Raw genomic sequence first — 25,244 nt, 5'->3', positions numbered from 1 at the left:
TTTTGAATTTAAAGTTATTTTGTCTTTTTCGCAGGCATCACACCAAGAATCTTTCCATTTTCTTCAAATACAGCCATAATTACTTCTTTCGATTCTCCGGCATATTTGTAATGGATGCTTGGAAGACTGGAACCGTCCATCAGTTTATGATATCCCGTGCTTAAAATTTCCAGCTTTTTATTAATATCAAAGCCTTCCTTTACTTTTTGAAGAACATCATCAGTAACAATCGCTTTTACTTTATCAGACAAAAGCGCATCAACACCTGCACGGTCGGAAGATTTAAGCGCGTCAACGAACTTGAGAAAATTATCATTGTATATATTGACCTTTTCTTTGCTTAATTGGGCCGGAACGTCTTTCTGAACTTTCTCGACCTTTACTCCCGTTACTTTCTGAGCAAACATCAGCTGTGCGACAAGTATTGTGAGTCCTAAAAATATTTTTTTCATAATCTTTCTGGTATTTGGTGAAATAAGTAAGGTAAGATACGAAAATCAGACCACTTCTAAAAATTTCATCGTATCTACATTATCGGCATATGTATCCAAAGCAGGATGCTGTGCTTCCCCGAAACGAATAGAATCCAGCCCAAGCTCATCTTTAGCCACAATACACTGAATATTTTCTTCATTTTCAGCAATAAAATTCTTAACGCCATCCAATGATGAATATCTGCTGAAATTAATTACAGAAAGCGGACTGAAAAGCTTATCATCCTCTTTAAGCATTACAAAATTATTATCCCAGAACTTATCCTGGTTCAGGAGATAAACCGCTCTGTTGTAATCATAATTGTTCGCATATTTATTATGATTGATGATATCCTGGAAACCTAAGAAGCTCTCAAACAGCCTGTCGATAACAAAATCTTCCGGAATAAAAATTCTCGTTACATTCCTGCAGCCAAGCCCGAAATACCTGAAAATATCTTCCGCCAGCAGTTGAAGTTCGTCAGGAGTTTCGTCCCCTTTCAATACTGCAACAGAAGTCCTGTTCTTACGGATGATGCTTAAATGGTCTTTAAAATAATATTCAAGGTACCTGGCCGTATTGTTGCTTCCGGTTGCAATCACAGCATCAAAATTCTCCAGTTTTTCAATAATTTCAAACTGAATGGCTCCGTTGGAAAACTCATTCCATTTTTTCAACAGAAAAGGAACCATCTGCTTATCCTTTGAAGATAATTTCATTAACGGAATATGGCCGCTTAAAACAACCGATATCACATCATGAAGCCCAACCAGCGGAATATTACCCGCAAGAATCAATCCTACTCTTTTTGAAGTTTTGGATACGGAATAGTTTCTGATCCAGTTGTTTATATTTTCCTGAGTAAGCAGATTCGTCCACTCTTTCAAGGAAAATTTCTGATTTTCAAGGGTAAACCAAGGGTTTTCTATTTCAGATCTTTTCAGCAATAATTCAAACTCATTATCATCATCATTATAACTTTCCTGATCTTTTGCCAAAAACTCTTTTATATACTCACTTAACTTAATAAGTCCTAAAACTTGATTTTCGATATTCATAATTACTTTTAAATTGGGGAATATTTTGTAATTTTGTGCAAATTTAAAAAAAATTAGCGATGGCTATTAAAATAACTGATGAATGCATTAATTGCGGAGCCTGTGAACCGGAATGCCCAAATAATGCAATATATGAAGGGGCCGTAGACTGGAAAGCTTCCGAAGGTACTGCTCTTGCAGGTACTGTGACCATGCCGTCAGGACTTACTGTAGATGCAGATTCGCCACAGGAACCTGTGAGCGATGATGTATACTTCATTGTAACAGATAAATGTACCGAATGTAAAGGATTCCATGAAGAACCTCAGTGTGCAGCCGTTTGCCCGGTAGACTGCTGCGTTCCTGATGAAGACCACGTAGAATCTGAAGAAACACTGCTTAATAAAAAAGCATTCTTACACGGTGAATAATAAAAGCTCCGTCTCAGCATAATGAGGCGGTTTTTTTAACTGTAAACTTTAAATAATCTGGTAAAATATCAATATTGGCAAGGCTTTAAAAATTCTTGCACAACCAAAAAGTAAAAATATGAGCAAAAAACACAACTTCAGTGCAGGACCATGCATCTTACCTCAGGAGGTATTTGAAAAATCAGCACAGGCTATTTTAGATTTTAACGGAATAGGGTTATCCCTCCTTGAAATTTCCCACAGAAGCAAAGACTTTGTTGCCGTAATGGACGAAGCCCGTGCTATTGTGAAAAGGCTGATGAATCTTGGCGATGAGTATGAAGTAATTTATTTGGGAGGTGGTGCAAGCCTGCAGTTCGCGATGGTTCCTTACAACCTTTTGAAAGTAGGCGGTAAAGCAGCTTATCTGGATACGGGAACATGGGCCGCAGGAGCTGTGAAAGAAGCAAAAAAACTGGGAACGGTAGACGTGGTAGGATCTTCAAAAGAAGAAAACTACTCTTTTATTCCCAAAAACTATACAGTAGGATCAGAATATGATTATTTCCACTGCACATCAAATAACACCATCTACGGAACCCAGATGAAATCTTTTCCGGAAGTAGATACATTGATGGTTTGCGATATGAGTTCCGATATTTTCTCAAGACAGCTGGATTTTTCCAAGTTTGACCTGATCTATGCCGGAGCACAGAAAAATATGGGACCTGCAGGAGTTACCTTAGTGGTAATCAAAAAAGAAATACTTGGCAAAACAGGAAGAGAAAATATGCTTTCTATGCTTGACTATTCCCAGCATATTTCTAAGGAATCCATGTACAATACCCCGCCGGTTTTTCCTGTATACGCTTCCCTGCTTACTTTACAACATTTAGAGAACAACGGTGGAATTGCAGCGGCAGAAGCAAGAAATGAAGCCAAAGCAAAACTTTTATATGATGAGATCGACAGTAATCCTCTTTTTGAAACATTCTGCGTAAAAGAAGACCGTTCTTTAATGAATGTATCTTTTAAACTTACAGACGAAAGCAAGAAAGAAGAATTCGACAATGCATGGAAAGCTGCAGGCATCAGCGGACTGAACGGACACAGAAGTCTGGGCGGTTACAGAGCAAGTTTATATAACGCTTTACCTATTGAAAGTGTGCAGGTTCTGGTAGATATAATGAGATCCATCAGGTAATTAAATATCAAAAAAATGCAAAGATTGAAAAATTTAGAACAGTTAATTAAAATTTATTAATTTGCGACCCGATTTAAAATTTTTAAAAATCTGAATTTTTCAATCTTTAAATCTGAATAACACATGAAAGTTTTAGCAAACGACGGAATCTCAAAAACAGGAGAACTGGCCCTTAAAGAAGCAGGATTTGAAGTCCTTCCGAACAGAGTGGCCCAGGATCACGTGATCAGTTTCATCAATGAAAATAACGTGGATATTCTTTTGGTAAGAAGCGCCACGAAAGTAAGACAGAACATGATTGATGCATGCCCAAGCCTGAAAATCATCGGACGCGGCGGTATCGGAATGGATAATATTGATGTTGATTATGCTAAAAGTAAAGGGATAAAAGTAATCAATACCCCTACAGCATCCTCAAAATCAGTAGCTGAGCTTGTTTTCGGACATTTTTTTGCGCTGGCAAGATTCCTTCATGAATCGAACCGGCTCATGCCACTGGAGGGCGAAACCCACTTTGATGCCATGAAAAAATCGTTCAGCAAAGCGTATGAACTTTCAGGAAAAACACTTGGAGTAATTGGCTTTGGAAGTATCGGGCAGGAAGTTATAAAAATGGGAATAGCATTAGGAATGAAAATCAAAGTATTGACAAGAAATCCTAAAACAAAAGTTCTTACTTTAGACTTTTTCGACGGGCAGAGGCTGAACTTTGAGATCACTTCCACCAACGATATGGACTCTTTTCTTAAAGACACAGACTTTATCAGCATCAATACGCCAAAAACAAACGAATATATTATAGACACGCCCCAGTTTGAAAAAATGAAAGACGGAGTCTACATAGTGAATACTGCAAGAGGCGGTGTCATCAATGAGGTAGCCCTTATAGATTTCATCGAATCCGAAAAAGTAGCGGGAGCCGCACTGGACGTATTCGAAAACGAACCCAATCCGGAACTTCCCCTACTGATGAATCCTGCATTATCCCTTTCTCCGCACATAGGTGGAAACACTGTAGACGCACAGGAGAAAATCGGCGCAGAACTTGCAGAACAAATTATTAAGCTACAAAAAGAAACTATACGATAAACTATGCCTGTTTTTAAACCTTTCCGTGGAATAAGACCTCATAAAGACTTTGAGAGCACTTTCCCTACCCATCCGCTGGACAATTTCACACAAGAGGAAATTGCAGAGAAAGCTCAAGTTGAAAATACTTACATCAACATGATCAAACCTTATGTTGTAAGTAAATCCAAAGATATTGACCGGAATTTAAGGAAGATCCGCTCAACGTTTGAAGAGCTTCTGTACGAAAAAAAACTCATCCAGGACAGTTCAGCCTATTATCTTTATGAGCAGATATACCCCAATAAACAGGTATTCAGAGGCTTGCTAGGATTAGCGAGCATCGAGGATTTCTGGAACGGGAAGATCAAAAGACATGAAAGCACCATTCCTCAGAAAAAGGAAAAACTAGCTCACTATCTGGACAAAGTAAACCTTCAGGCAGAACCGGTACTTCTTACCTACCCTTCCAATTCCAAGATCGAACTTCTGATGAATCATGAGGAGAAAAATGTTCCTATTTTCAACCATATTGACTCTATAGGCATCAGGCATAAAATATGGAGAATAGATAACCGCCTGAAACTTCAGCAGTTTAAAGAAGTAATAGACCAGATCGACTCTTTCTACATTGCAGACGGACACCACAGGATAGGCTCCACAGCATTGAATGCAAAGCATCATAAAGAAAAAAATAAAAGACACAACGGAACTGAAGCCTACAACTTCGTATACAGTTTCATTGTATCTAACCAATCGATCAAGATCCATGATTACAACAGAATCTTATCGGATCTCAACGGACTTTCCAGCGAAGAATTTTTAAAAGAGCTGGACCAGTATTTCCTGATCCACGAAAAAGGAGAACAAACCTATTTCCCTTCACAGAAATTCCATATTTCGATGTACCTGGATGGTAAATTCTACTCTCTTCACGTGAAGCACGACCTTCGTTCTCCGGAAATGTCCCTTGATAATCTTGACCATCATCTTTTAGACAAATATATTTTCAAGGATATCCTGAAAATAGAAAATTCTGACAGCTCTGAAAAGATCTCCTATGCAAAAGGAACCTCTAACCTTCAGGGAATTAATTTTTTAAAGGAAAAAATAGACAAGGGTGAAGGAAAAGTAGGATTTGGTATTTATCCGGTAAGTTTTAATGATATGATTAAAATTTCCGATCTTAAACTCAGTATGCCTCCGAAATGTACATTTATTGAACCCAAACTGGTTACAGCACTGTTAATGTACGACATGAAACCTTAATAAATTCCTAAATTTTCCCTACTTTTATCTTCGGAAAAAGAAAGGTAAATAAAAAATGAAAAAAATATTCATTATACTTCCACTCTTTTTGAGTGGATTTTTATTTTCTCAAAAGAAGCCACAGAAAAAGCCGGTAAAAAATGCAACCGTGGCTAAATTCAATTATCATGATGAATTCAGGAAAATCTCAGACGAGGTGATGACCAATGGTACAGCCTATGAGAATCTTGGAGAACTTACCAAAGGAATCGGTCCGCGTTTCAGTGCAACTCCCGGTTATATGAAAGCCGTGGAATGGGCAGAAAAAAAGCTCAAATCTATCGGCATTGAAATGATCTGGAGAATGGAAGCCAAAGCTCCCGTCTGGATAAGAGGAAGAGAATCTTTGCAGATAAAAACAGTGAACGGAGATTGGAAAAATATCAGGATGCTGTCTTTCGGGAATTCCGAAGGAACAGGCGGGAAAGATCTTACAGGCGAAATTGTTTTAATCAACTCAACTTCCGAGCTTAATGCCATGTCAGTAGGACAATTGAAAGATAAAATTGTTTTCGTAAATCTTCCCATGGACCCGAAGATCATCAATACAAATGATTCTTATTTAATTACCGCAAAATCAAAATTAATTTCTGCTTCCGTGATTGCCAAAACAGGAGCAAAAGCTTTAATTATAAGATCATTAACAACGGCTATGGACGATACACCCCATGCAAAAATGGTGTATTATGAGCCTGATGACAAAATAAGAATTCCTGCTTTATCCATTGGAGTAAGATCCGCTGATGAATTGGAAAAACTATTAAAAAGTCAAAAAGTTACCGCCAAACTAAACATGACCGCCCAAGCAAAAGGCGATACCACCAATCCGAATATTATTGCTGAAATTCAGGGTAAAAAAGATTCTAAAGTGATTGTTTTAGGAGCTCAGTTAGACTCGTGGGATTTTGGTGAAGGCGCTATTGATGACGGAACCGGTGTAGCACAGTGCATTGAAGTTTTAAGAACGTTCAAAGCGCTTGGTATTGAAAATAACCATACGATAAGAGTCGTTTTTTATGCGAACAGCGAAAACGGAGGACAAGGACGCGAAATGTATGCAGCCTATGTGAAAAAAAGAGAAGAAAAGCATGTTTTTGCTTTAGGAACAGATGCGGGAGGATATTCGCCGAGAGGATTTTCCCTGGACATGTCACCACAAAGACGAAGACAGATCTTCGAATGGAAAAACTATTTCCTTCCTTATGGTATTTATGATTTTGACCAGACTGAAGCTATCCAGGATATTTCTCCTCTTAAAAAGCTGGATATTCCTTTAGCTGAACTGGTTGTAGATACACAAAGATACTTCGATTACCACCATTCTGAACAGGATACTTTTGATAAAGTGAACAAGAGAGAGCTTCTTTTAGGTGCTGTTGCCATGACACAAATGATTTTCATGATCGATAAAAACTGGTAAGATGAAAAAATCCTTCACCCTTTCGCTTTTTATGATAAGTATAGCTGCTTTCGGGCAGTACAGGGAAGATTCGATACAGTTCAGTAAAATTTCTTCTGAAATACTCAATAACGGAAAAGGTTATAACGAACTGAAAGACCTTACCAAAAACATTGGAAACCGTTTAAGTGGCACCGAAGCTTATGAAAAATCGGTGAAATGGGCAGAACAAAAACTCCGGGAAGCCGGTGCCGATAAAGTATGGCTTCAGGAAGTGATGATTCCGGTTTGGGTCAGAGGAAAAGAAAGCCTCCACATCAAAACAGCAGACGGCCGATGGAAAAACCTTAAGATGCTATCCCTTGGAAACTCTGAAGGAACAGGCGGAAAAGATGTCTCCGGTGAGATCATTATGGTAAAATCTTTAGAAGAATATGACAGACTTCCGGCAGATCAAGTAAAGGATAAGATAGTATTCTTTAACTACCCTTTTAATCAGTCACATATACAGACTTTTATTTCTTACCGCGAAGCGGGGACATACAGACGTTCTGCCGCCAATTTAACCGCCCAGAAAGGTGGAAAATTTGCTGTTATCAGGTCTTTATCTTCCGCGTTTGATGATGTTCCCCACACAGGGAATATGCGGTATGATGATAATATTTCCAAAATCCCAGCCGTGACTATCGGAAATACAACCGCAGATGAACTGGAAATACTATTAAAAAACAAAAAAGTTACAGCCAAACTCAATTCCAACTGTGGTATGAAAGGTGAGAAACTCTCCCATTCTGTTATTGGTGAAATCACCGGAAAGAAAGACCAAAGTGTAATTGTAGTCGGCGGACACCTTGATTCCTGGGATGTAGGTGAAGGAGCGCATGATGACGGAGCCGGAATCGTACAAAGTATTGAAGTATTGAGAACGTTCAAAAAATTAGGAATTAAAAATAATCATACCATCCGGGCTGTATGTTTTGCCAATGAAGAAAACGGGACAAAAGGCGGAAAACAATACGGAAAAACCACAAAAGAAAAGAATGAAAAACATCTTTTTGCCATAGAATCCGATGCAGGAGGTTTCTCTCCAAGAGGAATTTCACTGGAAATGGATGATAAAAACAGAAATCAGATCCAAAGCTGGGGCAAACTGTTCCTGCCTTACGGAGTCTATAATTTCGAAGGAAAATATTCCGGATCAGATATTGCTCCTTTACATGAAATGGGGGTTCCCACTGCCGAGCTTGTTCCTGACCCGCAACGTTACTTTGATATTCATCACACAGAAGAAGATACTTTTGAAAAAGTCAACCGCAGAGAACTCCTTCTCGGTGCCGCGGTAATGACTCAACTTATTTATATGATCGATAAAAACTGGTAAACTATGAAAAAGATAATAGGAGCTTCATTATTATTCTTAGGAATTGCTGTTTTTGGTCAGTCTGAAGAAGACTCCATACAGTTCAGTAAAATTTCCACAGAAATACTGAATAATGGAAAAGGATACACAGATCTCAGGGATTTAACCAAAAATGTTGGTCACCGCCTCAGTGGTTCACCCGCTTATGAGAAAGCTGTAAAATGGGCTGAACAAAAGCTCCGTGAAGCCGGTGCTGATAAAGTATGGCTTCAGGAAGTCATGATTCCGGTTTGGGTCAGAGGAAAAGAGTCTTTCCAGATCAAAACAGCAGATGGCAAATGGAAAAACCTTAAGATGCTTTCTCTCGGCAATTCTGAAGGTACAGGCGGAAAAGATGTGACCGGAGAGATCATTATCGTAAAATCTATGGAAGAATATGATAAGCTTCCCGCAGATCAAGTAAAGGATAAGATTGTGTTCTTTAACTACCCTTTCAGCCAGTCTTTTATAGAAACATTCAGAGGCTACAGCGATGCTGCAAAATACAGGGTAACCGCAGCTTCATTAGTTGCTAAAAAGGGTGGGAAATTTGCAATTGTCAGATCTCTTTCTTCAGCCTTTGACGACGTTCCTCATACCGGAGCAATGCGTTACGAGGATAAAATTTTGAAAATTCCCGCAATAGCCATTGGAACCACAACCGCAGACGAGCTTGAAACCCTTTTAAAAAACCAGAAAGTTACTGCCAAACTCAATTCCAATTGTGGAATGAAAGGTGAGAAACTCTCCCATTCTGTTATCGGTGAAATTACAGGCAAAAAGGATCAAAGTGTAATTGTAGTCGGAGGACATCTTGATTCATGGGATGTAGGTGAAGGAGCACATGATGACGGTGCAGGAATTGTACAGAGTATTGAAGTACTGAGAACGTTTAAGAAGCTGGGAATTAAAAATAATCATACCATCAGGGTGGTTTGCTTTTCCAATGAAGAAAACGGTGTAAAAGGCGGTATTCAGTATGGAAAAACAGCAAAAGAAAAGAATGAGAAACATCTTTTTGCCATAGAATCCGATGCTGGAGGCTTTGCTCCGAGAGGAATCGCTCTGGAAATGGATGATGAAAAAAGAAACCAGATCAAGAGCTGGGCAGGTTTATTTTTCCCATACGGGGTTTACAATTTTGAAGGAAGATATTCAGGAACAGATATTTATCCGCTTCATGACATGGGTGTTCCTACTGCCGAGCTGGTGCCGGATTCCCAAAGATATTTTGATATCCATCATACGGAAGAAGATACTTTTGATAAAGTGAACAGAAGAGAACTCCTTTTAGGTGCCACAGCTATGAGCCAGCTTATTTACATGATTGATAAGAACTGGTAGGATTTTCAAGGGATGAAGTATTTTTTAATACTTTTATTATAAACTTCAACAAGTTGATTTGGTTAAGCTAATATTAACGCTTTCCTGGATCAGCTTGTTGATTTTTTCTTTTTAACTCTCACGCTTATTTTGCAGATTGAGCAGATTTTAATTTGTTTAAATGATTTCTGAAAATTTAATTCTATCGTTTTATTGTATTCCAACTCATTATCTGCTTTCAAATTTTCACGACCTATTTACGATTAATTTTAGGCGAACTTAAAATTACTTATCTATAAAAATACATTAAAGAATTCACTTTGGCATGAAATTCGTAAGGTAAATTACTGAAAAAAAATTATTTAAAGCACAGACGATGAGAAAAGGTTACCGCGGAATTTTCAGTTTCCGCTGAGCCGGATAAAAGCTGTTTCATATTTTATATGATTCCTTTTTCTTTAGATACCGTATGCAACGGAAAAGATAATTCTTTTATCAATTCCATTTACGATGATGATTGTGTACGGTGTCGTAAAGCTCATGATCCATGTGATTCAATACTGCTTTTTTAATTAAAATTTCCCGGGCTGCTTAAAGTATGCCCTGACGTAAAACAACTAAACAGCCTTAGGACCATGACCTTAACCAGATTTAACTATGATCTGTGTGCTGTTTAATATAACGGAAACATTCCGGACTGCTCTATTGAAGAGTGGAAAACAGACGTATAACCCTTAAAAAGTGACTAATGATGCGAGACTTTTTTGAAATGATTTTTAAGAGAAATGAAGATGCTGCAAAAATGAATATCTGGAGCCTGATGCTTCTGCTAAGCTTTGCTGTTTTTTCTGTACTGGTATATTTTGTATATGCCTCAAAACCTGATTTTAACAGCTTAATAGTATATCTGACTGCATTTGCAGCTTATATTGGCTTTGGGATTGTATTTATCAGTTCCCTTACCGGGAAAATGAATTCTTTCGATATGAGAAAGAAATCAAGAAACATATAACTTTAATTTCTACTTTACTAGAAAGCCGTTCAATATGCTTGAACGGCTTTTTTTATTTTGCAATAAGTGCACAGTCGGCTTTTAACCATAAATTCCCTACTCTTAAACACTTAAACCCTTGATACTCAAAAACTCTTTCTTCTCCAGCTTTACCTGCATTTCCTTCCCATCTCTTCTGATCTTAAGATCAATTGTATTCTTACCACTCTCCACTCTGTTGAGAAAATAGTGACAGGCACTGTCTTTGTCAAGACCATCCAGATTGACGTTGTCGATACTGATAATACCATCTCCTACCTTCAATGGAAAATTTTCTTCCTGAAATACAAAAGCAACCGTTGGTTTTGTATCTATAAAACGGTATCCGAAGCCAAAAGATTCCAGTCTGGCAGGTTCATTTCTGATCCGTTTCATATAGATTTTATTGCCGGACCAGTCGAGGATAAAAATAAAATTTTTAAAGAAATCATTTCCAATGAGGCTGGTATTCCCGGTAGCGATTATTTCATTTGAAAAACTCTTATTGCCCAACAACAGAGCAGCAGCCCTGAAAATATGTCCCTGTGCTGGTTTTGCAGCCCCGTAAGCACCGATAGAGTTTGTTCCGTAGACTTCTATACTTTTTAATGTTTTTTGAGCATCATAGGCATCGTCTGCAATCTTAACCCTTCCGGAAAATCCGGTATCAAAGGTGAGGTCTATTTTTTTACCCTGAAGATCTGTTTCTACAACGGGTGTTTTTTGTGGTTTCGGATCAAAAGGAATTACAATATCATAATCTGCAGGATTGAACCGGGTAAGATCTTTTGAAGCTTCAAGTGAGTTTTCTGAATAATTGATTTTCCAGAAAAGCTTTGCCATCTGATTGGCTCCAAGAATACCATCGATCCTGAAACAGCTTAATTCAGAAACGCTAAAATCCATTACTACTGCACCTACATCTTTGAAAACTACTTTATCAACAGTCATTTCCGGCAAAATCGTAAAGATCTGTTCGTGTTTATTTTTCTGTGAGTCCTTTACTTTGCTTTTATGTTTTTTTTCAAGTCCCAGTTCTGTATACACCGCAGTGGAAATCACCGTTGGAGCACCTGTATCAAACAGAAAGTTATAAGTCTTCCCATTAATGTTCACTTGTACGAAAGGCAGATCATTGGCATATCTCAGATTGATCTTTTCCACCGGATTCTGCAGCTGTACTTCTCCACTTTTAAAGAATTTTTTCCCTTGGGCGGAAAGGGAAATTGCAGAGATCAGCAGAATTGAGCAGAAGATTTTTTTCATGTGGATATTTTACACGAAAATAGGGAATTTAAGCTAAACTAAAAATGTCTGTTTTTGTTCTCCTATGCGAACGCTTTTTCACTTGATTTTTAATTGACAATAACAAAAAAGCCATCCTTCCGGACGGCTTTCAAATATCTTGAATTTTCGATTACTGTACTTTTACAAGCTCAACATCGAAGATCAACCATGCGTTTGGCGGGATAACACCTCCTGCACCTCTTTCTCCGTATGCCATTGCCGGCGGAATCAGTAATGTAGCTGTTTCACCTTCTTTAAGCAACAGGATACCTTCATCCCATCCTTTGATTACCCTTCCCATTCCGATTGGAATTTCAATAGGCTCGTTTCTTTTGAATGAAGAATCGAATTCCGTACCGTCGATCAATTTACCTGCATAATGTACAGATACGTTGTCACCAGCTTTAGGAGCTTTTCCTGTAGTTGTTTTTGTGATCTTGTAGTATAATCCGGATTCTGTTTTCTGCATTCCGGCTTTAAGATTTTCAACCAGTTTTTCCTGATTAGCTTTGAATTCTTCTTCTTTTTTCTTTTTGTCAGCTTCTTCTTTGGCGATATAAGCTTTGTTGTTTTCTGCGATCTTAGCTTTTCCTTCGCTGAAAGTTTTTGCAGGATCGTAGTTATTATATTCGTCACCTTTGCTGAAAACAGAAACTTTTTCCAGAACAATGTCTGTTTTAGGTTTGTCCTGGGCTCCTTTTTCTACATTGGCAATTGCATCGATCACATCATTACCTTTTACTACTTTTCCGAAGATCGTATGTCTTCCGTCCAACCACGGAGTAGCTACTTCAGTAATGAAGAACTGGGAACCGTTTGTATTAGGTCCTGAATTTGCCATAGAAAGGATTCCTTTTCCTGTATGCTTAAGGTCGTTTTTCTCGTCCTCGAATTTATATCCCGGATCTCCCATTCCTGTTCCCTGAGGATCTCCTCCCTGGATCATGAAATCTTTAATCACCCTGTGGAAAATAGTTCCGTCATAAAAAGGAACTCCTTTTGCCTTAGCTTTGTTATCTATTTTTCCTTCTGCAAGACCAATAAAATTGGCTACAGTTACCGGTGCTTTTTTGTCTTCGAACTGCACGATCAGGTTTCCTTTGGAAGTCTGAAGATTTGCATAAAGTCCGTTATTAAGACTTTCGTAAGTTTCTTTGTCTACGTTCATTTTTTTATAGATTGGGGTACAACTCATCAGCGAAGCACTTGCCGCTGCCAGAATTATATTCTTGTTAAACAATTTCATTATTTATAGCGCTTTTAATTTTATGATCAATGGTATATCGTTGTCTATGTTCTTTTCATCTCCAAAGGTTCCGTAGGCCAGTGAAGAAGGGACCAAAAGCGTTACTTCCTCTCCATCATGCATAAAACGCAAAGCATTCTCTACCGCTTTCAGTTCATCAAAATGCCCGAATCTGGCATCTCTTCTTTCAAAAGGTTTGTCGTAGATCTTGGTTTCATCAAAATCATACAGGTCATAAGAGTAAGAAATAGGTGTATTATCTGCTCTTCTTTCTCTCTTATCAAAACCTTCAACAGTTACCCAATAGTTAAGCTGTGTAGGGTAATACTTCACAGCCTGACCACTGATCCATTCCTGGATCTGACCCCGTTCTATAGTATTCAGATTCCTCATCCTTTCCTTAGAAACATCCAGATCCTTCTGGCTCAACACTCCACCTACAGGAGGATGTGCCGTGGGTGCATTCCGGTTGCAGCTTAACAGGCTTACTGCTGATATGAAGAGTAATTTTTTCATAAACTTTTGCGAAAATACGCATTTCGGAGAAATATTGTTCCATAGGTTTGAAAAAAGATTGAAAAATTGAAAGATTAAAAAGTTTAAAAATAAGCAATCCTGCGGGTGATGAATCTCAGGCATTTTAAAAGAACGGCTCATCATCATTTTAAACTTAATTTTTTTAACCGTTAAGAGTTGAAAGTATTTAAGATCATTAAGCTAGCTACACCTACCTGCCTTAAAATATTTAATTTCATGACACCCGATCATTTGTGAAAATCTGAAAAATCTGGGCCAGAATAAAAATATCACCTCATAACGAGGTGATATTATATGTTTTATATTAAGCAATTTTATTGAATAGTCACTTTAATCATTTGCGGAAGTGATGGAAGTGTATTGAACTGGTTCGGGTTGGCTAACTGCTGTACCGGCTTGCTTTCAGCCTGCGCCGGTGCCGATCCTGTATGTGCACCCGGAAAAGAGCTTACCAGGGTTCCGCTGTCAAAAAGCCCCATGATTGAAGAAATATCGCCTCTCGTTGAGCCATCTACTCCATTGTTGGTTGCTGCAATAAACCAGTCATTGGATTGGGCGTACATTGCTGCCAAGGCAATACGGTCTCCTTTACGGGCAGATATTACCTGTGAAGCTTTTCCTCCGTCGTTACCATTTATTCTGGGCTTCAGAATAGTTCCAGCCGGATCTTTAAGGACGAAGACTTCTTTAATTCCCGGTTTTGTTTTAAGAAAAGCTGCCAGGATATCTGCATTTCCCTGTTGTGAAAGCTCCTTTAAACCTTGTCCGCGGTCGTTTTCTCCTGTTTTAAAGATAGGATTATCATTACCGCTGTATACCACAACCAATACGGGTGAAAATGCAGAATTAGGTCCTGTGATACCTGTAAGATATTGTGCAAGTGTTGTTGTTTTTCCTGTTTCGGCAAGATCTGTTAAGCCGTTGGCTGAAGGTTTTCCCGGTGAGAAAATAGGATCTTCTTTCAATAGTGCTGTCCCCGAAATATGAGAAACAGCCCAGATACCGGCACTGATAGGTGTTTCATTGGCTGTACCTCCTGAAGTATTGGTCAGTTTTAAAGTGAATTTAGTTCCTTCTTCATGGGTGAGTTCAGCTTTCAGTAATTGTGAAGCAGGGACGGCTAATCCAATTTCTGTTATGTTCTGTGGAGTGGTTTCTGCTACACCGGGATGGGTAACAGCAGGACCTGTAGGTTCATTCACACGTGTTCCGTTATCCCAAAGCCTGATCTGTGAGGAAACATTTCCTTCTACCGGATCACCATTGTCCTGATACAGCTTTATTCCCGGGTTAGCAGGGGCAAAAAATAAATCATTGCTGTTCCCATACATGGCAGCAAAACTTATGGTTTGTCCTTTTCCGGCATAGAATGTAAATGAAGTTGATTCTCCAGGATTAATAACAGGCGATGATCCCGTGTTCTGAAAAGTTCCGAACTGAGTCAGTGCTTTACCTTCAATTACATTTTCTACGGTTATAGTGGCCGTTTCGTTTACCAGCATCTCTCCGTCATCATCTTTACTGCATGAGGAAAAAGCCAAAACACTGATCATAGAGAGCAGATTTAGAGGGAATTTGAACGTTACAAATCGCATAGTATTCTAAATTTTTCGGAAAAATTACCATTATTTAGCGAGAAAATAAAAAAAAACCGGCAGAATAAAATTTCTGCCGGTCCTATTATCGAGTCAAATAATGGTAAAACTAAACAGTTTCCAAAACATCTTTTTCCACCATAACTCTCCAACCGAAAGGATCTTCGCTAAGATTGTTCTGAAGGTCTGTAAGATCTTTTTTAAGAATTGCCGCAAAACTTTCCTCATTAGATAATTTTGGAAGTTCGAGCTTCACGCCCTGATATCCTAAAGCCTGGAATACAGTAGTTACAACGGCTGTCCCAACTCCCCAAACTTCTTTCAGTGTTCCGTTCTTCTGAGCGTCAATAACAGTTTTTACTGCTACAGGCTCTATTTTCACTTCAATTCCTCTTTTCTTGGCAAGCTGGATAAAGCTGTCTCTTGTTACCCCATCAAGGATTTTTTCAGATGTAGGCGGAGTGTAGATGGTATCGTTAATTCTTACAAATACATTCATCGTTCCACTTTCTTCAAAATATTCATGAGTGGCATCATCAGTCCAGATGATCTGCTCGTAACCTTCTTCAATGGCAAGCTGTGTAGGATAGAAAGAAGCAGCATAGTTACCGGCTGCTTTTGCAGAACCTACTCCTCCGTTGGCAGCTCTTGAATAATGGTCTGAAATTTTCACAGAAACCGGTTCTGCATAATAGCTTTTTGCTGGTGTTGCAACAATTGCGAACATATATTTATTAGCGACTCTTGCTTTCAGAGCTTCCTCCGTAGCAAAAATCAATGGTCTTATATATAATGACATTCCTTCTCCCTGCGGTATCCAGTTTCTGTCTAGATCCACTAACGCCTTTAATCCGTCTAAAAACATTTCCTCAGTTACTTCAGGCATTGCCAGACGTTTTGCGGATTTATTGATACGTTCAAAATTCTTTTCCGGCCTGAAAAGGAAAACCTGCCCGTCTTTGTCTTTATAAGCTTTCATGCCTTCAAAACAAGCTTGTCCATAGTTTACACCCATCATAGCTGGCGTAAATGGTATTGGCCCGTAAGGAACCAATTTTACATCCCCCCACTTTCCATTCTCATACTCACATATCACCATATGGTCTATAAAAGTATTTCCAAATGAAAAATTATTCGGATCGAAATCCGGAAGTCTGGAGTTCTCGGTTTTTTGAATTATCATTTTTTAAAATTTTTACGATGTTCTACAAATTTAACATAATTTTCTAAATATAAAAATTTTAGAGTAAATTTGACAAAAAAATAGCTTGAAAAGAGAAATTAAGACCACAAATGACGGAAGTAAAACGCTGTTTATCAATGATTTAAACGAAAACTATCATTCTCATCACGGTGCGCTTCAGGAAGCAGAACATGTGTTTATCAAAAATGGACTAAATCAGACAAATGATTACGAAATTAATATTTTAGAACTCGGTTTTGGAACAGGTTTGAATGTTTTGGTGACAATTAATGAATATTTAAAAACTGACAAAAATCATGTCATTAATTACTTTTCCCTTGAAAAATACCCGATAAATGAATCCGAGATTAATGATCTGGCCTATTTTGAGCTTTTTGATAACCCGGAATTCAAAAATATTTATCAGAAAATTCATCAGGCAGACTGGGGAAAATCATCAGAAATTATTACAGGTTTTAACCTTAAAAAGATAGAATGCGATTTTTTCGACCTGAAAGACATAGACTTACCTGAAATCAATCTTGTTTATTATGACTGTTTTGGTGCAAGAGTACAGCCGGATTTGTGGGAGAAACCTTTATTTGAAATGGTTTCCAACAAAATGTCCGTTAACGGATTATTAACAACCTATTCTTCCAAAGGCAGTGTAAGAAGGATTCTTCAGGAACTGAATTTTAAGGTAGAGAAAAAGCATGGCCCTCCGGGAAAAAGAGAGATGATTAACGCGGTGAAGCTATAATCTGAACCGGGAAATAAGATTATATAAGTAAGCAAATTTAAGATTCTGTCCTTTTGCCCCTTCCACTTATTTCCTTATTTTAGCTATACAAAATATTACATATGATTGATAAGATCAACATTAGAGTGTATGCGTGTGCAGTAAAGGATAAAAAAGTACTGACGCTGTTTGAAGAATATGCCGGTGAACCTTTAATGAAATTTCCGGGAGGAGGGCTGGAATTTGGTGAAGGGCTGATAGAGTGTCTTCACCGCGAGTTTGATGAAGAACTGAATGTGAAAATAGAAGTTGTGGAACACTTTTATACACAGGAAGATTTCCTTGTTTCCCGTTTCAGAGCAAATGAACAGCTGCTTACCATATATTATATAGTTAACATTACGACCGAGGAAGATTTTCTGATCCTTGATCCATGTATTGAAAAAACAGAGTGGATTGATATTGACAGGCCGGATAATCCTTTTCCGCTTCCGGTAGACAAAATAGTATTTGATAAGTTAAAAGAAAAATTCCTGTAAGCTGTTTACAGGAATTTTATATTTATTTTCTGACTTTAAAATCGGAGGCTCCGGGATAAGGCTGCAAGTAGCCGGAATTCCAGTTGGACTGAAGCAGAGATTCTATAAATTCATCTGTTCTGTTCTTATGTGGGTTATACTGGTCTTTCAGATCAATATCGGCCATTTTACCTTTTACATTCCACCAGAAGGCGCTCCATCCGCCTCTCATTTCTTTAATGATTTCATAAACATTCTTTCCGGTTGCCCTGTTCATTAGTTTGGCAAAAACCTGGCCTTCAGTTGTTGTAAGATCTCTCAGCTGTTTTTCATACTGATCAGCAAGCATATTCTGTCTTTCTTTTACAAACTTTCTTTTGGCTTTGCTGTCCATATCTGTCATGTCTGCCTGAATATCTCTGTATTGCTGAAGCGCTGTTACAAATAACGGGTAAACCCTGTTCAGCTTTTTATTAAGGAAATAATAATAATTTTTATCCAGCTGATTGTTGAATCGCGGTTTATTAACCAGTACCAGCTCATCCAGTACTACTACGGGTTCACCGTTAATTTCATAAACCTTCATCTTCTGACGCTCGTCATAATAATACTTATTACCGAACTCATCTGTTTTTAAAGATTCAGCAGGATATTGGTTAAGAGGTTTTGCAATGATAGAATCCTTCTGACCAAAAACACCGACTCCAAAAAAGAAGATAAAAAGACAGACAATCTTATTAAAATTCATTATTTTTACACTTATAATAACAAAAATTACACGCAAAAATCATTCCTTTTTATGAAATTTGAAAAGAAATCTTTGAAATTTTTAGAAAAATACCTAAACACATCTTCTCCAACAGGTTACGAACATAAAGGCCAGGAAATCTGGATGGACTACATCAGACCTTATGTGGATAAAATAGAAGTTGATCATTACGGAACCTGCTATGGCATAATTAATCCCGATGCTGAATTTAAAGTAGTTATTGAAGCCCATGCAGATGAAATCTCATGGTATGTTAATTACATTACAGATGACGGATTGATCTATGTAATCAGAAACGGGGGCTCGGATCAGACGATTGCTCCTTCAAAAGTTGTCCATATCCATGGTGAAAAAGGAATTGTAAAAGGTGTATTCGGCTGGCCTGCCATTCACACAAGAACCAACCAGAATGAACCCACCCCGAAAATAGAAAATATCTTCATCGATTGCGGAGCTATTTCCAAGAAAGAAGTTGAAGAAATGGGAATCTACGTAGGCTGTATGATTACTTACCCTGATGAATTCTTTGAAATGAATGACAGATATTTTGTCTGCAGGGCCTTAGACAACAGGATCGGTGGCTTTATGATTGCGGAAGTAGCAAGACTTTTAAAAGAGAACAAGAAAACAATTCCTTTCGGGTTGTATATTACCAATTCCGTACAGGAGGAAGTAGGACTTTACGGTGCAGATATGATTGCTGACACCATCAAGCCCAATATCGCCATCGTAACAGATGTTACCCACGATACCACTACTCCTATGATCGAAAAGAAGAAAGAGGGTGACCAGAAATGTGGTGACGGACCTGTAGTTTTCTTTGCACCAAGTATTCACCACACCATCCGCGAGCTGATCATCGATACGGCAAAATCCAAAAAAATTCCTTTCCAGAGAGCTGCGGCCAGCAGAGCAACAGGAACAGATACAGATGCCTTTGCCCACTCCAATGGCGGGGTGCCAAGTGCTTTAATTTCCTTACCTTTGCGCTACATGCACACAACGGTAGAAATGGTTTCCAAAGAAGATGTAAGCAACGTAATCCAGCTGATTTATGAAACCCTTTTAAAGATCAAGCCGGAAATGAAGCTGAAGTATCATTAATTGATATCTCAGATGCAAGATCTCAGATTTTAGATATGAGATATCGGACTTAAATAATTGCGTTTATTACTTGATGTAAAAATCTGAAATCTGACATCCTAGAAATAAAGTAAAAAGTATTAAAAAGTAAAAATGAAAACGAAGCTTATTGCTCCATCCCTTTTATCCGCAGACTTCGGGAATCTGCAAAGAGACATTGAAATGCTGAACAACTCCCAGGCCGACTGGTTCCACATTGATGTGATGGACGGGAGATTTGTACCCAACATTTCATTCGGTTTCCCTGTGATGAAAACCGTACAGCAGCATGCCAAAAAATTTGTAGATGTTCATTTAATGATCGTAGAGCCTGAAAAGTATGTAGATGAATTCATCAATCACGGTGCAGATCTTATTTCCATACATTATGAGGCATGCACGCATCTTCACAGAACCATTCATCATATTCAGAGCAGAGGAGCGAAGGCAGGTGTTGTTTTAAACCCTTCCACTCCGGTACTGATGCTTGAGGACGTTATTGCTGATGTAGATCTTGTTCTTCTGATGAGTGTAAATCCGGGATTCGGGGGACAGAAATTCATTGAAAACACCTATAAAAAGATTGCAGAGACGAAAGATCTTATTCTAAGCAATAATTCCACAGCTTTAATTGAAATTGATGGCGGAGTAAATCTTGATAACGCTTCCAAGCTTTTCGAAGCAGGTGCAGATGTTCTTGTCGCAGGAAATGCAGTTTTCTCAGCAGAAAATCCGGAAAGAACAATTGAATTACTGAAAATCTGAAAAATTTGAAATCATTCATATACAGAAAGGCAGCCTGACAGGCTGCCTTTCTTCTTAAAGAAATATATTGGTTATTAGTCTACCTGCTGAAAATTAAAGCTCAGATCACCTCCGTTATAGTTCAGTGAAACATTAGTAGGAAAAACCTGGGTTGCCCCGCTTACCCATCTGTATTCCAGAAATTTAATATTCCCGGCAGTAATTGGGTATACAGCATCGCTGTTATCCGGTTTTGATCTTTTGTACCAGTCATTGGAATTCATTGTAATCACATATTTTTTATCTTTCTCCAATGCCAGTTCTTCAATAGCTTTTGTAATTAAAGTATTTGAGGCTGACACATTGATCACTTCTGTTCTCAGTACTGTTTTAGTTGTGTAATCCCAGACTGTTACCTTTAAACTTGGATTGACATCGGGCAGTTTTATAGTAATTGCATTCATCTTACCTTTAACATTAGGGGAAAATGTCAGACCAAATTCATAGCTGCCGGAATTGATAAAATTGGTTGTGGTTGTAAATCCTGCATTTTCATGATATTTATTCAACGGGTTCTCTTCCGCATACACAATGGGCTGGGGAGCTTGCTCGTCATCATCTTTACTGCAGCTTGTAATCAGGAATGCTGAATTCAGGACTAATATTGTACAAAGACTTTTAAGAGATAAGCTTCTCAAAATGTAAAAAAATTCTAAATGTTTCATGGGTTTTAATTTTAATAATTTGATGAGACAAAGATTAAAATAACCGGAAAGCAAAGCATCAGGAAAAACACCCTTTAGTATAAGTTATTGTACCTTTTTTAATGGAATTAATTAAAAAAAAATAAAAGGCAGCCCTTGGGAGACTGCCTTCTTCTTGCGGAATTTGAGCTTATGTGGTTATTAGTTTTTTGTCGTAAGACTTTAAATGCTTAAGATTCCATTGTGCTGTTACTGATGTAAATTTCCAAATAAAATCACATATGACGCATCCGTATAAATACTGAATTTGCTATTAAGTATTTATACGCAGTCAGTAAATTTATTCCGGTAAATTTCTGTTCCGGATGTATGCACAGATATTTTGATTTGTGATTTATAGCAGTACAAATCCTAGTACGGATTCCACTTCTTAATGATTTGCTGAGCTGTTGCAATCATTTCTTCATCCCAGTTTTCAGGTTTGAAATAATGAAATTTTTCATTTTTAACAGCTTGAACACTATTTCCTTCAAACAGCATTTTTGTCAGTTTCGTCTGTTCATCATACAGCAGCAGGTCCTCTACAGGCCCTGAATACCCTTTGTTCTTTTTATTCCAGACTTTATTACTTCCAGCAGAGAAATCAGAAATATCAATAATTGCTTTTACACGGTAGAAATCATCGAAAAAAACATGCTTTTTTGCTTCCGTATCCAATGTATGCCCCAGCCTTTCAATAATTATATATTCGAGGTTATTACATTGGGCCAGCACTTCAGGAAGTACGTTAAGTATTACTTCCGGAATGTTATCATCATGGGTATCTCTCCTTACCGGTTTTTTACCATAAGCACTCTCCTGCCAGCTTCCTCCCGAAAGGTGAATTTCTTTGACCTTTTCAAGGGGATACATACGGATGATGTCCTGCATATCTATTTCAAAATTACAGGACTGACAATAAATATTGTGAAGGTCAAGAATAAGGAAACCGTCAATATCTTCTATAAGTTCAGCAAGGAATTCTCCCTGTTCCTTCACATCATCTACAGAGAAAGAAAAGGCAAGATTTTCGATCCCAACAGGGATTTCCACAGCATCCTGAAGTCTGCAGAGCCTGTCCTTCCCTATCTGAAGCGTTTTGGAATGAAGCGGAACGGGCAGTGGAACACCCTGATGAAAATTTTCGGTATTCATAAATCCGAAATGCTCGGTAATATGATTGTATTTTCTGTGTTTGAATTCCTTCTTTAATTTTTTAAGCCAGCTTTCCTGCCGTTCAGTCCATCTGGCATCAAAAAGGGAATAGTAAACACCATGGCCAAGAAGCCTGTTATTTTCTGCATAAAAGTCCAGAAGTCCGGAAAGCCATTCCGGTTCTTTTACATCATATAATGTATCGAAAGACCATTCCAACACATCTACATCGTTATTCTGCAGTAAAGGAAGTATTGCGGAAACAAATTCTGCTTCCGGCATCATAGCTAATCCTAACAACGGCTTCTTCATATCCTATCCCATTCCACAGGCCGGACAGCCGCCTCCTCTCAAAAAAACGGTATCTTTCTTCGGAACAATCTTGGTACCGGCAGTTTTTAAAGGTTTTGGAGATTCTGCCTTTTTAACTTTACTTACCGGCTTTTTCACTTTTTTAACAGGCTTTGTCGTCTGCCCTGATACACTTACAGCCAGTAAGCTGGCCATTACTAATGCTGGAACTTTCATAATACATTTTTTAATGAAACTTACAATAAGTATTCCATTTATGATGATGCTAAAAATACAACAATTTATTAAGGAGTATTTCCATATTAAAGGCCGGTTTTGATAGTAAAGCTGTAAACTTTTACAAAAAATCAGAAATCAAAAACCTAATGTGGTAAAAATCTTCAAAAATTAATGAAAATTTCTTGTTAGAAAGAAGTGTTTCAGTTTTTGAAAAAAGTGATATATGGGAATTATGGATATTTCAAAAGAAAGGCTTGATAAAAATATAATCGTTATTGTGAAATCACTGGGCAAATTTATAAATCTATACAGGTAATGGCAATTAAAATCAATTGATAACCAATTAATTTTCAGTCATTTTGGCACAAAAAAAACCAGAGAAAAATCTCTGGTTTTTATATTTTTTGAGGTGATTTTCTTAGAAAATTTCTCTTCCTGAAAAATGAAACTGAGCCTCAATAAGAGCATTCTCGTTAGAGTCTGAACCGTGAACCGCGTTTTCACCAATACTTCTTGCAAACATTTTTCTGATAGTTCCTTCTGCAGCCTCTGCTGGGTTTGTAGAACCGATCAATGTTCTGAAGTCTTCTACTGCATTATCTTTCTCCAAAACAGCAGCTACGATAGGACCTGAGCTCATGAATTCTACCAACTCTCCATAAAATGGTCTTTCAGCATGTACTTCGTAGAATTTTTTAGCATCAGCAACAGTAAGCTGAGTTAATTTTAATGCTTTAATCTTAAAACCTCCTTCTGCAATCTTCCCCAATATAGCACCGATATGTCCGTCTGCTACTGCATCAGGCTTAATCATAGTGAATGTAATGTTAGACATAAATGTATATTTTTTTAATGGCGCAAAATTACAAAAAATATCTTTGATTTTATTTTTTAATTTTTTTTAACATAAAAATAACTTTTATTAAGAAATGACAAAAAAACTTTGGCACAGTAATTGTTAATTCTATTACGATTCTCATGTTTAATTTGAGTTTTCATGGTTATTAGTTTTTACCCAGCTTCGGCTGGGTTTTTTATTTGCAAAAAACAATACATTATATTGCAGATTTGATAATTTTAAAAACCTATTAAAAGCATATTAATATATTATTGCTTCTATTTCAATCAATGAAATAATATTAATTTTTTGATATTTTTTTATTTCTTATTTTAAATAGAATGTAAATTCATCCGAAACAGTCACATTTGGTACAAATTATCAGGACAAAAAATGGAATTATTATAGAATACAAACGTCTTCTGCTCGTGCCGGAACATTAAGAAATCTTTTCCGGTTGTAAAACTTATAAAATTGCTACCTGAAAAAAATGTGATTTAAAGCAAAGTTTTATTTTGGACAGCAAAAGTTGAGACAGCAAAGATGAATCAATTAAAAATTGATTTTCACTAAGTTTACTTTATAAGAAGGAAAATTTGTTTTGAAATTTCTTTCAGGACGTCTTAATACAGGCTTTCGAATCCTGTTTTTTATCTGATATTCTGGGCTTCTTCAGCTTCTTCCATCAGTTTTACATAATTAGCGTAGCGGGAATATTGGATTTCTCCGGTTTCAAGAGAGGCCAGAACGGCACATTTCGGCTCATTAATATGAAGACAGTTGTGAAATTTACACTCTTCTCTTTTTTTGAAAATTTCGGGGAAATAATGCTGTACCTCCTCTTTTTCAATGTCGATCATTGCAAATTCACGTACGCCGGGTGTATCAATAACGTTGCCGCCAAAATCCCAGAAGTGCATCTGTGCAAAGGTTGTCGTATGCTTTCCTTTTAGGTGGGAATCTGAAATTTCAGAAGTTTTTAAGTTTAAACCGGGCTGTAATGCATTCACCAATGTAGACTTCCCACATCCTGAATGCCCGAAGAACACTGAGGTTTTATTTTTAAGAAGCTCCTGAAGCTCCCCAAAATTCAATTTGGAATAAGATGAAATTTCAAGAGTACCATAACCAATTTCCTGGTAAAGGAATTCTATATCTTTTACAAGTTCTATTTCCTCTTCGTTCAGAACATCTATTTTATTAAACAGAATCAGGGGTGTGATATTGTAAGCTTCACAGCATGCCAGAAACCGGTCAAGAAAACCTAAGGATGTTTCAGGATGTTTCAGGGTAAAAATAAAGCATGCTAAATCTATATTGGAGGCAATAATATGGGCTTCTTTTGAAAGGTTGACTGATTTTCTGATCAGATAGTTGGTACGCGGTTCTATTTTGGTAATCCATGCAATACCATCCGATTCCAACTGGAATTCAACAAAATCTCCCACAGCAAGCGGATTGGTAAGCCTGGTCTTGATCAGTTTGAATTTTCCCCGGATCCTGGCCTCGAAAATTTTATCTGTTTCGAATTCCATGACCTGGTACCAGCTGCCTGTAGATTTAATGATTTTTCCTTTCATAAATA

Annotated in this window: 25 protein-coding genes; 12 read left to right on the top strand and 13 right to left on the bottom strand. The window is 37.6% G+C overall.

The genetic code is table 11. The features are described 5' to 3' along the window. Positions 1 to 14 precede the first annotated feature (14 nt). Together HNP36_RS03930 and HNP36_RS03925 are read right to left on the bottom strand one after the other, a co-directional pair. The gene (locus HNP36_RS03930) at positions 15 to 452 is read right to left on the bottom strand and encodes a peptidylprolyl isomerase (RefSeq protein ID WP_184160212.1); all 438 of its coding nucleotides are present in this window, start codon (positions 450 to 452) and stop codon (positions 15 to 17) included. 45 nt (positions 453 to 497) lie between these two features. Then, on the bottom strand, positions 498 to 1,532 hold the full coding sequence (locus tag HNP36_RS03925) for an acyl-CoA reductase (RefSeq protein WP_184160214.1): 1,035 nt from the start codon (positions 1,530 to 1,532) through the stop codon (positions 498 to 500). Between the two features lie 59 nt (positions 1,533 to 1,591). Between HNP36_RS03925 and HNP36_RS03920 the strand changes: the two genes are divergently transcribed. The 8 genes from HNP36_RS03920 to HNP36_RS03885 all read left to right on the top strand — a co-directional run bounded on the left by HNP36_RS03920 (position 1,592) and on the right by HNP36_RS03885 (position 10,634). After that, positions 1,592 to 1,942: a 4Fe-4S binding protein gene (locus HNP36_RS03920; RefSeq protein ID WP_184160216.1), complete on the top strand. Its 351-nt coding sequence runs from the start codon at positions 1,592 to 1,594 to the stop codon at positions 1,940 to 1,942. 118 nt (positions 1,943 to 2,060) lie between these two features. Beyond that, the gene (gene serC, locus HNP36_RS03915; protein ID WP_184160218.1) at positions 2,061 to 3,125 is read left to right on the top strand and encodes a 3-phosphoserine/phosphohydroxythreonine transaminase; all 1,065 of its coding nucleotides are present in this window, start codon (positions 2,061 to 2,063) and stop codon (positions 3,123 to 3,125) included. Between the two features lie 123 nt (positions 3,126 to 3,248). Continuing rightward, a complete protein-coding gene (locus HNP36_RS03910) occupies positions 3,249 to 4,214 on the top strand; it encodes a D-2-hydroxyacid dehydrogenase (RefSeq protein WP_184160220.1) in 966 nt (321 codons plus the stop codon). 3 nt (positions 4,215 to 4,217) lie between these two features. Then, complete coding sequence (locus tag HNP36_RS03905; protein ID WP_184160222.1) at positions 4,218 to 5,462, top strand: DUF1015 domain-containing protein; 1,245 nt, start codon at positions 4,218 to 4,220, stop codon at positions 5,460 to 5,462. Positions 5,463 to 5,517: 55 nt separating this feature from the next. Continuing rightward, positions 5,518 to 6,921, top strand: a complete 1,404-nt coding sequence (locus tag HNP36_RS03900; RefSeq protein ID WP_184160224.1) for a M20/M25/M40 family metallo-hydrolase — start codon at positions 5,518 to 5,520, stop codon at positions 6,919 to 6,921. 1 nt (position 6,922) lies between these two features. Continuing rightward, on the top strand, positions 6,923 to 8,281 hold the full coding sequence (locus HNP36_RS03895; protein ID WP_184160226.1) for a M20/M25/M40 family metallo-hydrolase: 1,359 nt from the start codon (positions 6,923 to 6,925) through the stop codon (positions 8,279 to 8,281). A gap of 3 nt (positions 8,282 to 8,284) precedes the next feature. Beyond that, positions 8,285 to 9,643 carry a M20/M25/M40 family metallo-hydrolase gene (locus tag HNP36_RS03890; RefSeq protein ID WP_184160228.1) on the top strand — a complete coding sequence of 453 codons (1,359 nt, stop codon included), beginning with the start codon at positions 8,285 to 8,287 and terminating at the stop codon, positions 9,641 to 9,643. Positions 9,644 to 10,370: 727 nt separating this feature from the next. Beyond that, a complete protein-coding gene (locus HNP36_RS03885; protein ID WP_184160230.1) occupies positions 10,371 to 10,634 on the top strand; it encodes a hypothetical protein in 264 nt (87 codons plus the stop codon). Between the two features lie 102 nt (positions 10,635 to 10,736). On the opposite strand, the gene HNP36_RS03880 is transcribed toward HNP36_RS03885, so the two are convergent. From HNP36_RS03880 to HNP36_RS03860, 5 genes are all read right to left on the bottom strand, one after another. Beyond that, positions 10,737 to 11,918 (bottom strand): retropepsin-like aspartic protease, encoded by a 1,182-nt coding sequence (locus tag HNP36_RS03880; protein ID WP_184160232.1) that lies wholly within the window; start codon positions 11,916 to 11,918, stop codon positions 10,737 to 10,739. Between the two features lie 151 nt (positions 11,919 to 12,069). Beyond that, on the bottom strand, positions 12,070 to 13,107 hold the full coding sequence (locus tag HNP36_RS03875) for a peptidylprolyl isomerase (protein ID WP_228456323.1): 1,038 nt from the start codon (positions 13,105 to 13,107) through the stop codon (positions 12,070 to 12,072). Positions 13,108 to 13,188: 81 nt separating this feature from the next. Further along, a complete protein-coding gene (locus tag HNP36_RS03870; RefSeq protein WP_184160234.1) occupies positions 13,189 to 13,701 on the bottom strand; it encodes an FKBP-type peptidyl-prolyl cis-trans isomerase in 513 nt (170 codons plus the stop codon). Between the two features lie 335 nt (positions 13,702 to 14,036). Continuing rightward, the gene (locus HNP36_RS03865) at positions 14,037 to 15,275 is read right to left on the bottom strand and encodes a spondin domain-containing protein (RefSeq protein ID WP_228456242.1); all 1,239 of its coding nucleotides are present in this window, start codon (positions 15,273 to 15,275) and stop codon (positions 14,037 to 14,039) included. 151 nt (positions 15,276 to 15,426) lie between these two features. Continuing rightward, positions 15,427 to 16,500 (bottom strand): branched-chain amino acid aminotransferase, encoded by a 1,074-nt coding sequence (locus HNP36_RS03860; RefSeq protein ID WP_184160238.1) that lies wholly within the window; start codon positions 16,498 to 16,500, stop codon positions 15,427 to 15,429. Between the two features lie 85 nt (positions 16,501 to 16,585). Here HNP36_RS03860 and mnmD point away from each other — a divergent pair, with 85 nt between their 5' ends. Both mnmD and HNP36_RS03850 read left to right on the top strand, forming a co-directional pair. Continuing rightward, entirely contained in the window at positions 16,586 to 17,260 is a 675-nt protein-coding gene (gene mnmD / locus HNP36_RS03855; RefSeq protein ID WP_184160240.1) for a tRNA (5-methylaminomethyl-2-thiouridine)(34)-methyltransferase MnmD, read from the top strand. A gap of 101 nt (positions 17,261 to 17,361) precedes the next feature. Beyond that, the gene (locus tag HNP36_RS03850; RefSeq protein ID WP_184160242.1) at positions 17,362 to 17,778 is read left to right on the top strand and encodes an NUDIX domain-containing protein; all 417 of its coding nucleotides are present in this window, start codon (positions 17,362 to 17,364) and stop codon (positions 17,776 to 17,778) included. A gap of 22 nt (positions 17,779 to 17,800) precedes the next feature. Here the strand turns inward: HNP36_RS03850 and HNP36_RS03845 are convergent, their stop codons facing one another. After that, positions 17,801 to 18,505 carry a DUF4294 domain-containing protein gene (locus HNP36_RS03845; RefSeq protein ID WP_184160244.1) on the bottom strand — a complete coding sequence of 235 codons (705 nt, stop codon included), beginning with the start codon at positions 18,503 to 18,505 and terminating at the stop codon, positions 17,801 to 17,803. A gap of 51 nt (positions 18,506 to 18,556) precedes the next feature. On the opposite strand from HNP36_RS03845, the gene HNP36_RS03840 reads away from it, so the two are divergent. Together HNP36_RS03840 and rpe are read left to right on the top strand one after the other, a co-directional pair. Next, complete coding sequence (locus HNP36_RS03840) at positions 18,557 to 19,630, top strand: M42 family peptidase (protein ID WP_184160246.1); 1,074 nt, start codon at positions 18,557 to 18,559, stop codon at positions 19,628 to 19,630. A 132-nt stretch (positions 19,631 to 19,762) separates the two neighbouring features. Next, positions 19,763 to 20,413, top strand: coding sequence for a ribulose-phosphate 3-epimerase (gene rpe / locus HNP36_RS03835; RefSeq protein WP_184160248.1), 651 nt, complete (start codon positions 19,763 to 19,765; stop codon positions 20,411 to 20,413). A 74-nt stretch (positions 20,414 to 20,487) separates the two neighbouring features. Here the strand turns inward: rpe and HNP36_RS03830 are convergent, their stop codons facing one another. The 5 genes from HNP36_RS03830 to rsgA form a co-directional block, all read right to left on the bottom strand. Then, entirely contained in the window at positions 20,488 to 21,117 is a 630-nt protein-coding gene (locus tag HNP36_RS03830) for a DUF4082 domain-containing protein (protein WP_184160250.1), read from the bottom strand. 390 nt (positions 21,118 to 21,507) lie between these two features. After that, on the bottom strand, positions 21,508 to 22,602 hold the full coding sequence (locus HNP36_RS03825) for a DUF692 family multinuclear iron-containing protein (RefSeq protein ID WP_184160252.1): 1,095 nt from the start codon (positions 22,600 to 22,602) through the stop codon (positions 21,508 to 21,510). A gap of 3 nt (positions 22,603 to 22,605) precedes the next feature. Then, positions 22,606 to 22,818, bottom strand: coding sequence for a hypothetical protein (locus tag HNP36_RS03820; protein ID WP_184160254.1), 213 nt, complete (start codon positions 22,816 to 22,818; stop codon positions 22,606 to 22,608). 421 nt (positions 22,819 to 23,239) lie between these two features. Beyond that, a complete protein-coding gene (locus tag HNP36_RS03815; protein WP_048507564.1) occupies positions 23,240 to 23,656 on the bottom strand; it encodes a nucleoside-diphosphate kinase in 417 nt (138 codons plus the stop codon). Positions 23,657 to 24,309: 653 nt separating this feature from the next. After that, entirely contained in the window at positions 24,310 to 25,239 is a 930-nt protein-coding gene (gene rsgA / locus HNP36_RS03810; RefSeq protein ID WP_184160256.1) for a ribosome small subunit-dependent GTPase A, read from the bottom strand. Positions 25,240 to 25,244: the final 5 nt, after the last annotated feature.

It is taken from the genome of Chryseobacterium shigense, assembly GCF_014207845.1.
GTDB lineage: Bacteria > Bacteroidota > Bacteroidia > Flavobacteriales > Weeksellaceae > Chryseobacterium > Chryseobacterium shigense_A.
Note: the sequence above shows the minus strand (reverse complement) of the source record. Positions and strands in the feature narration are given on the sequence as shown.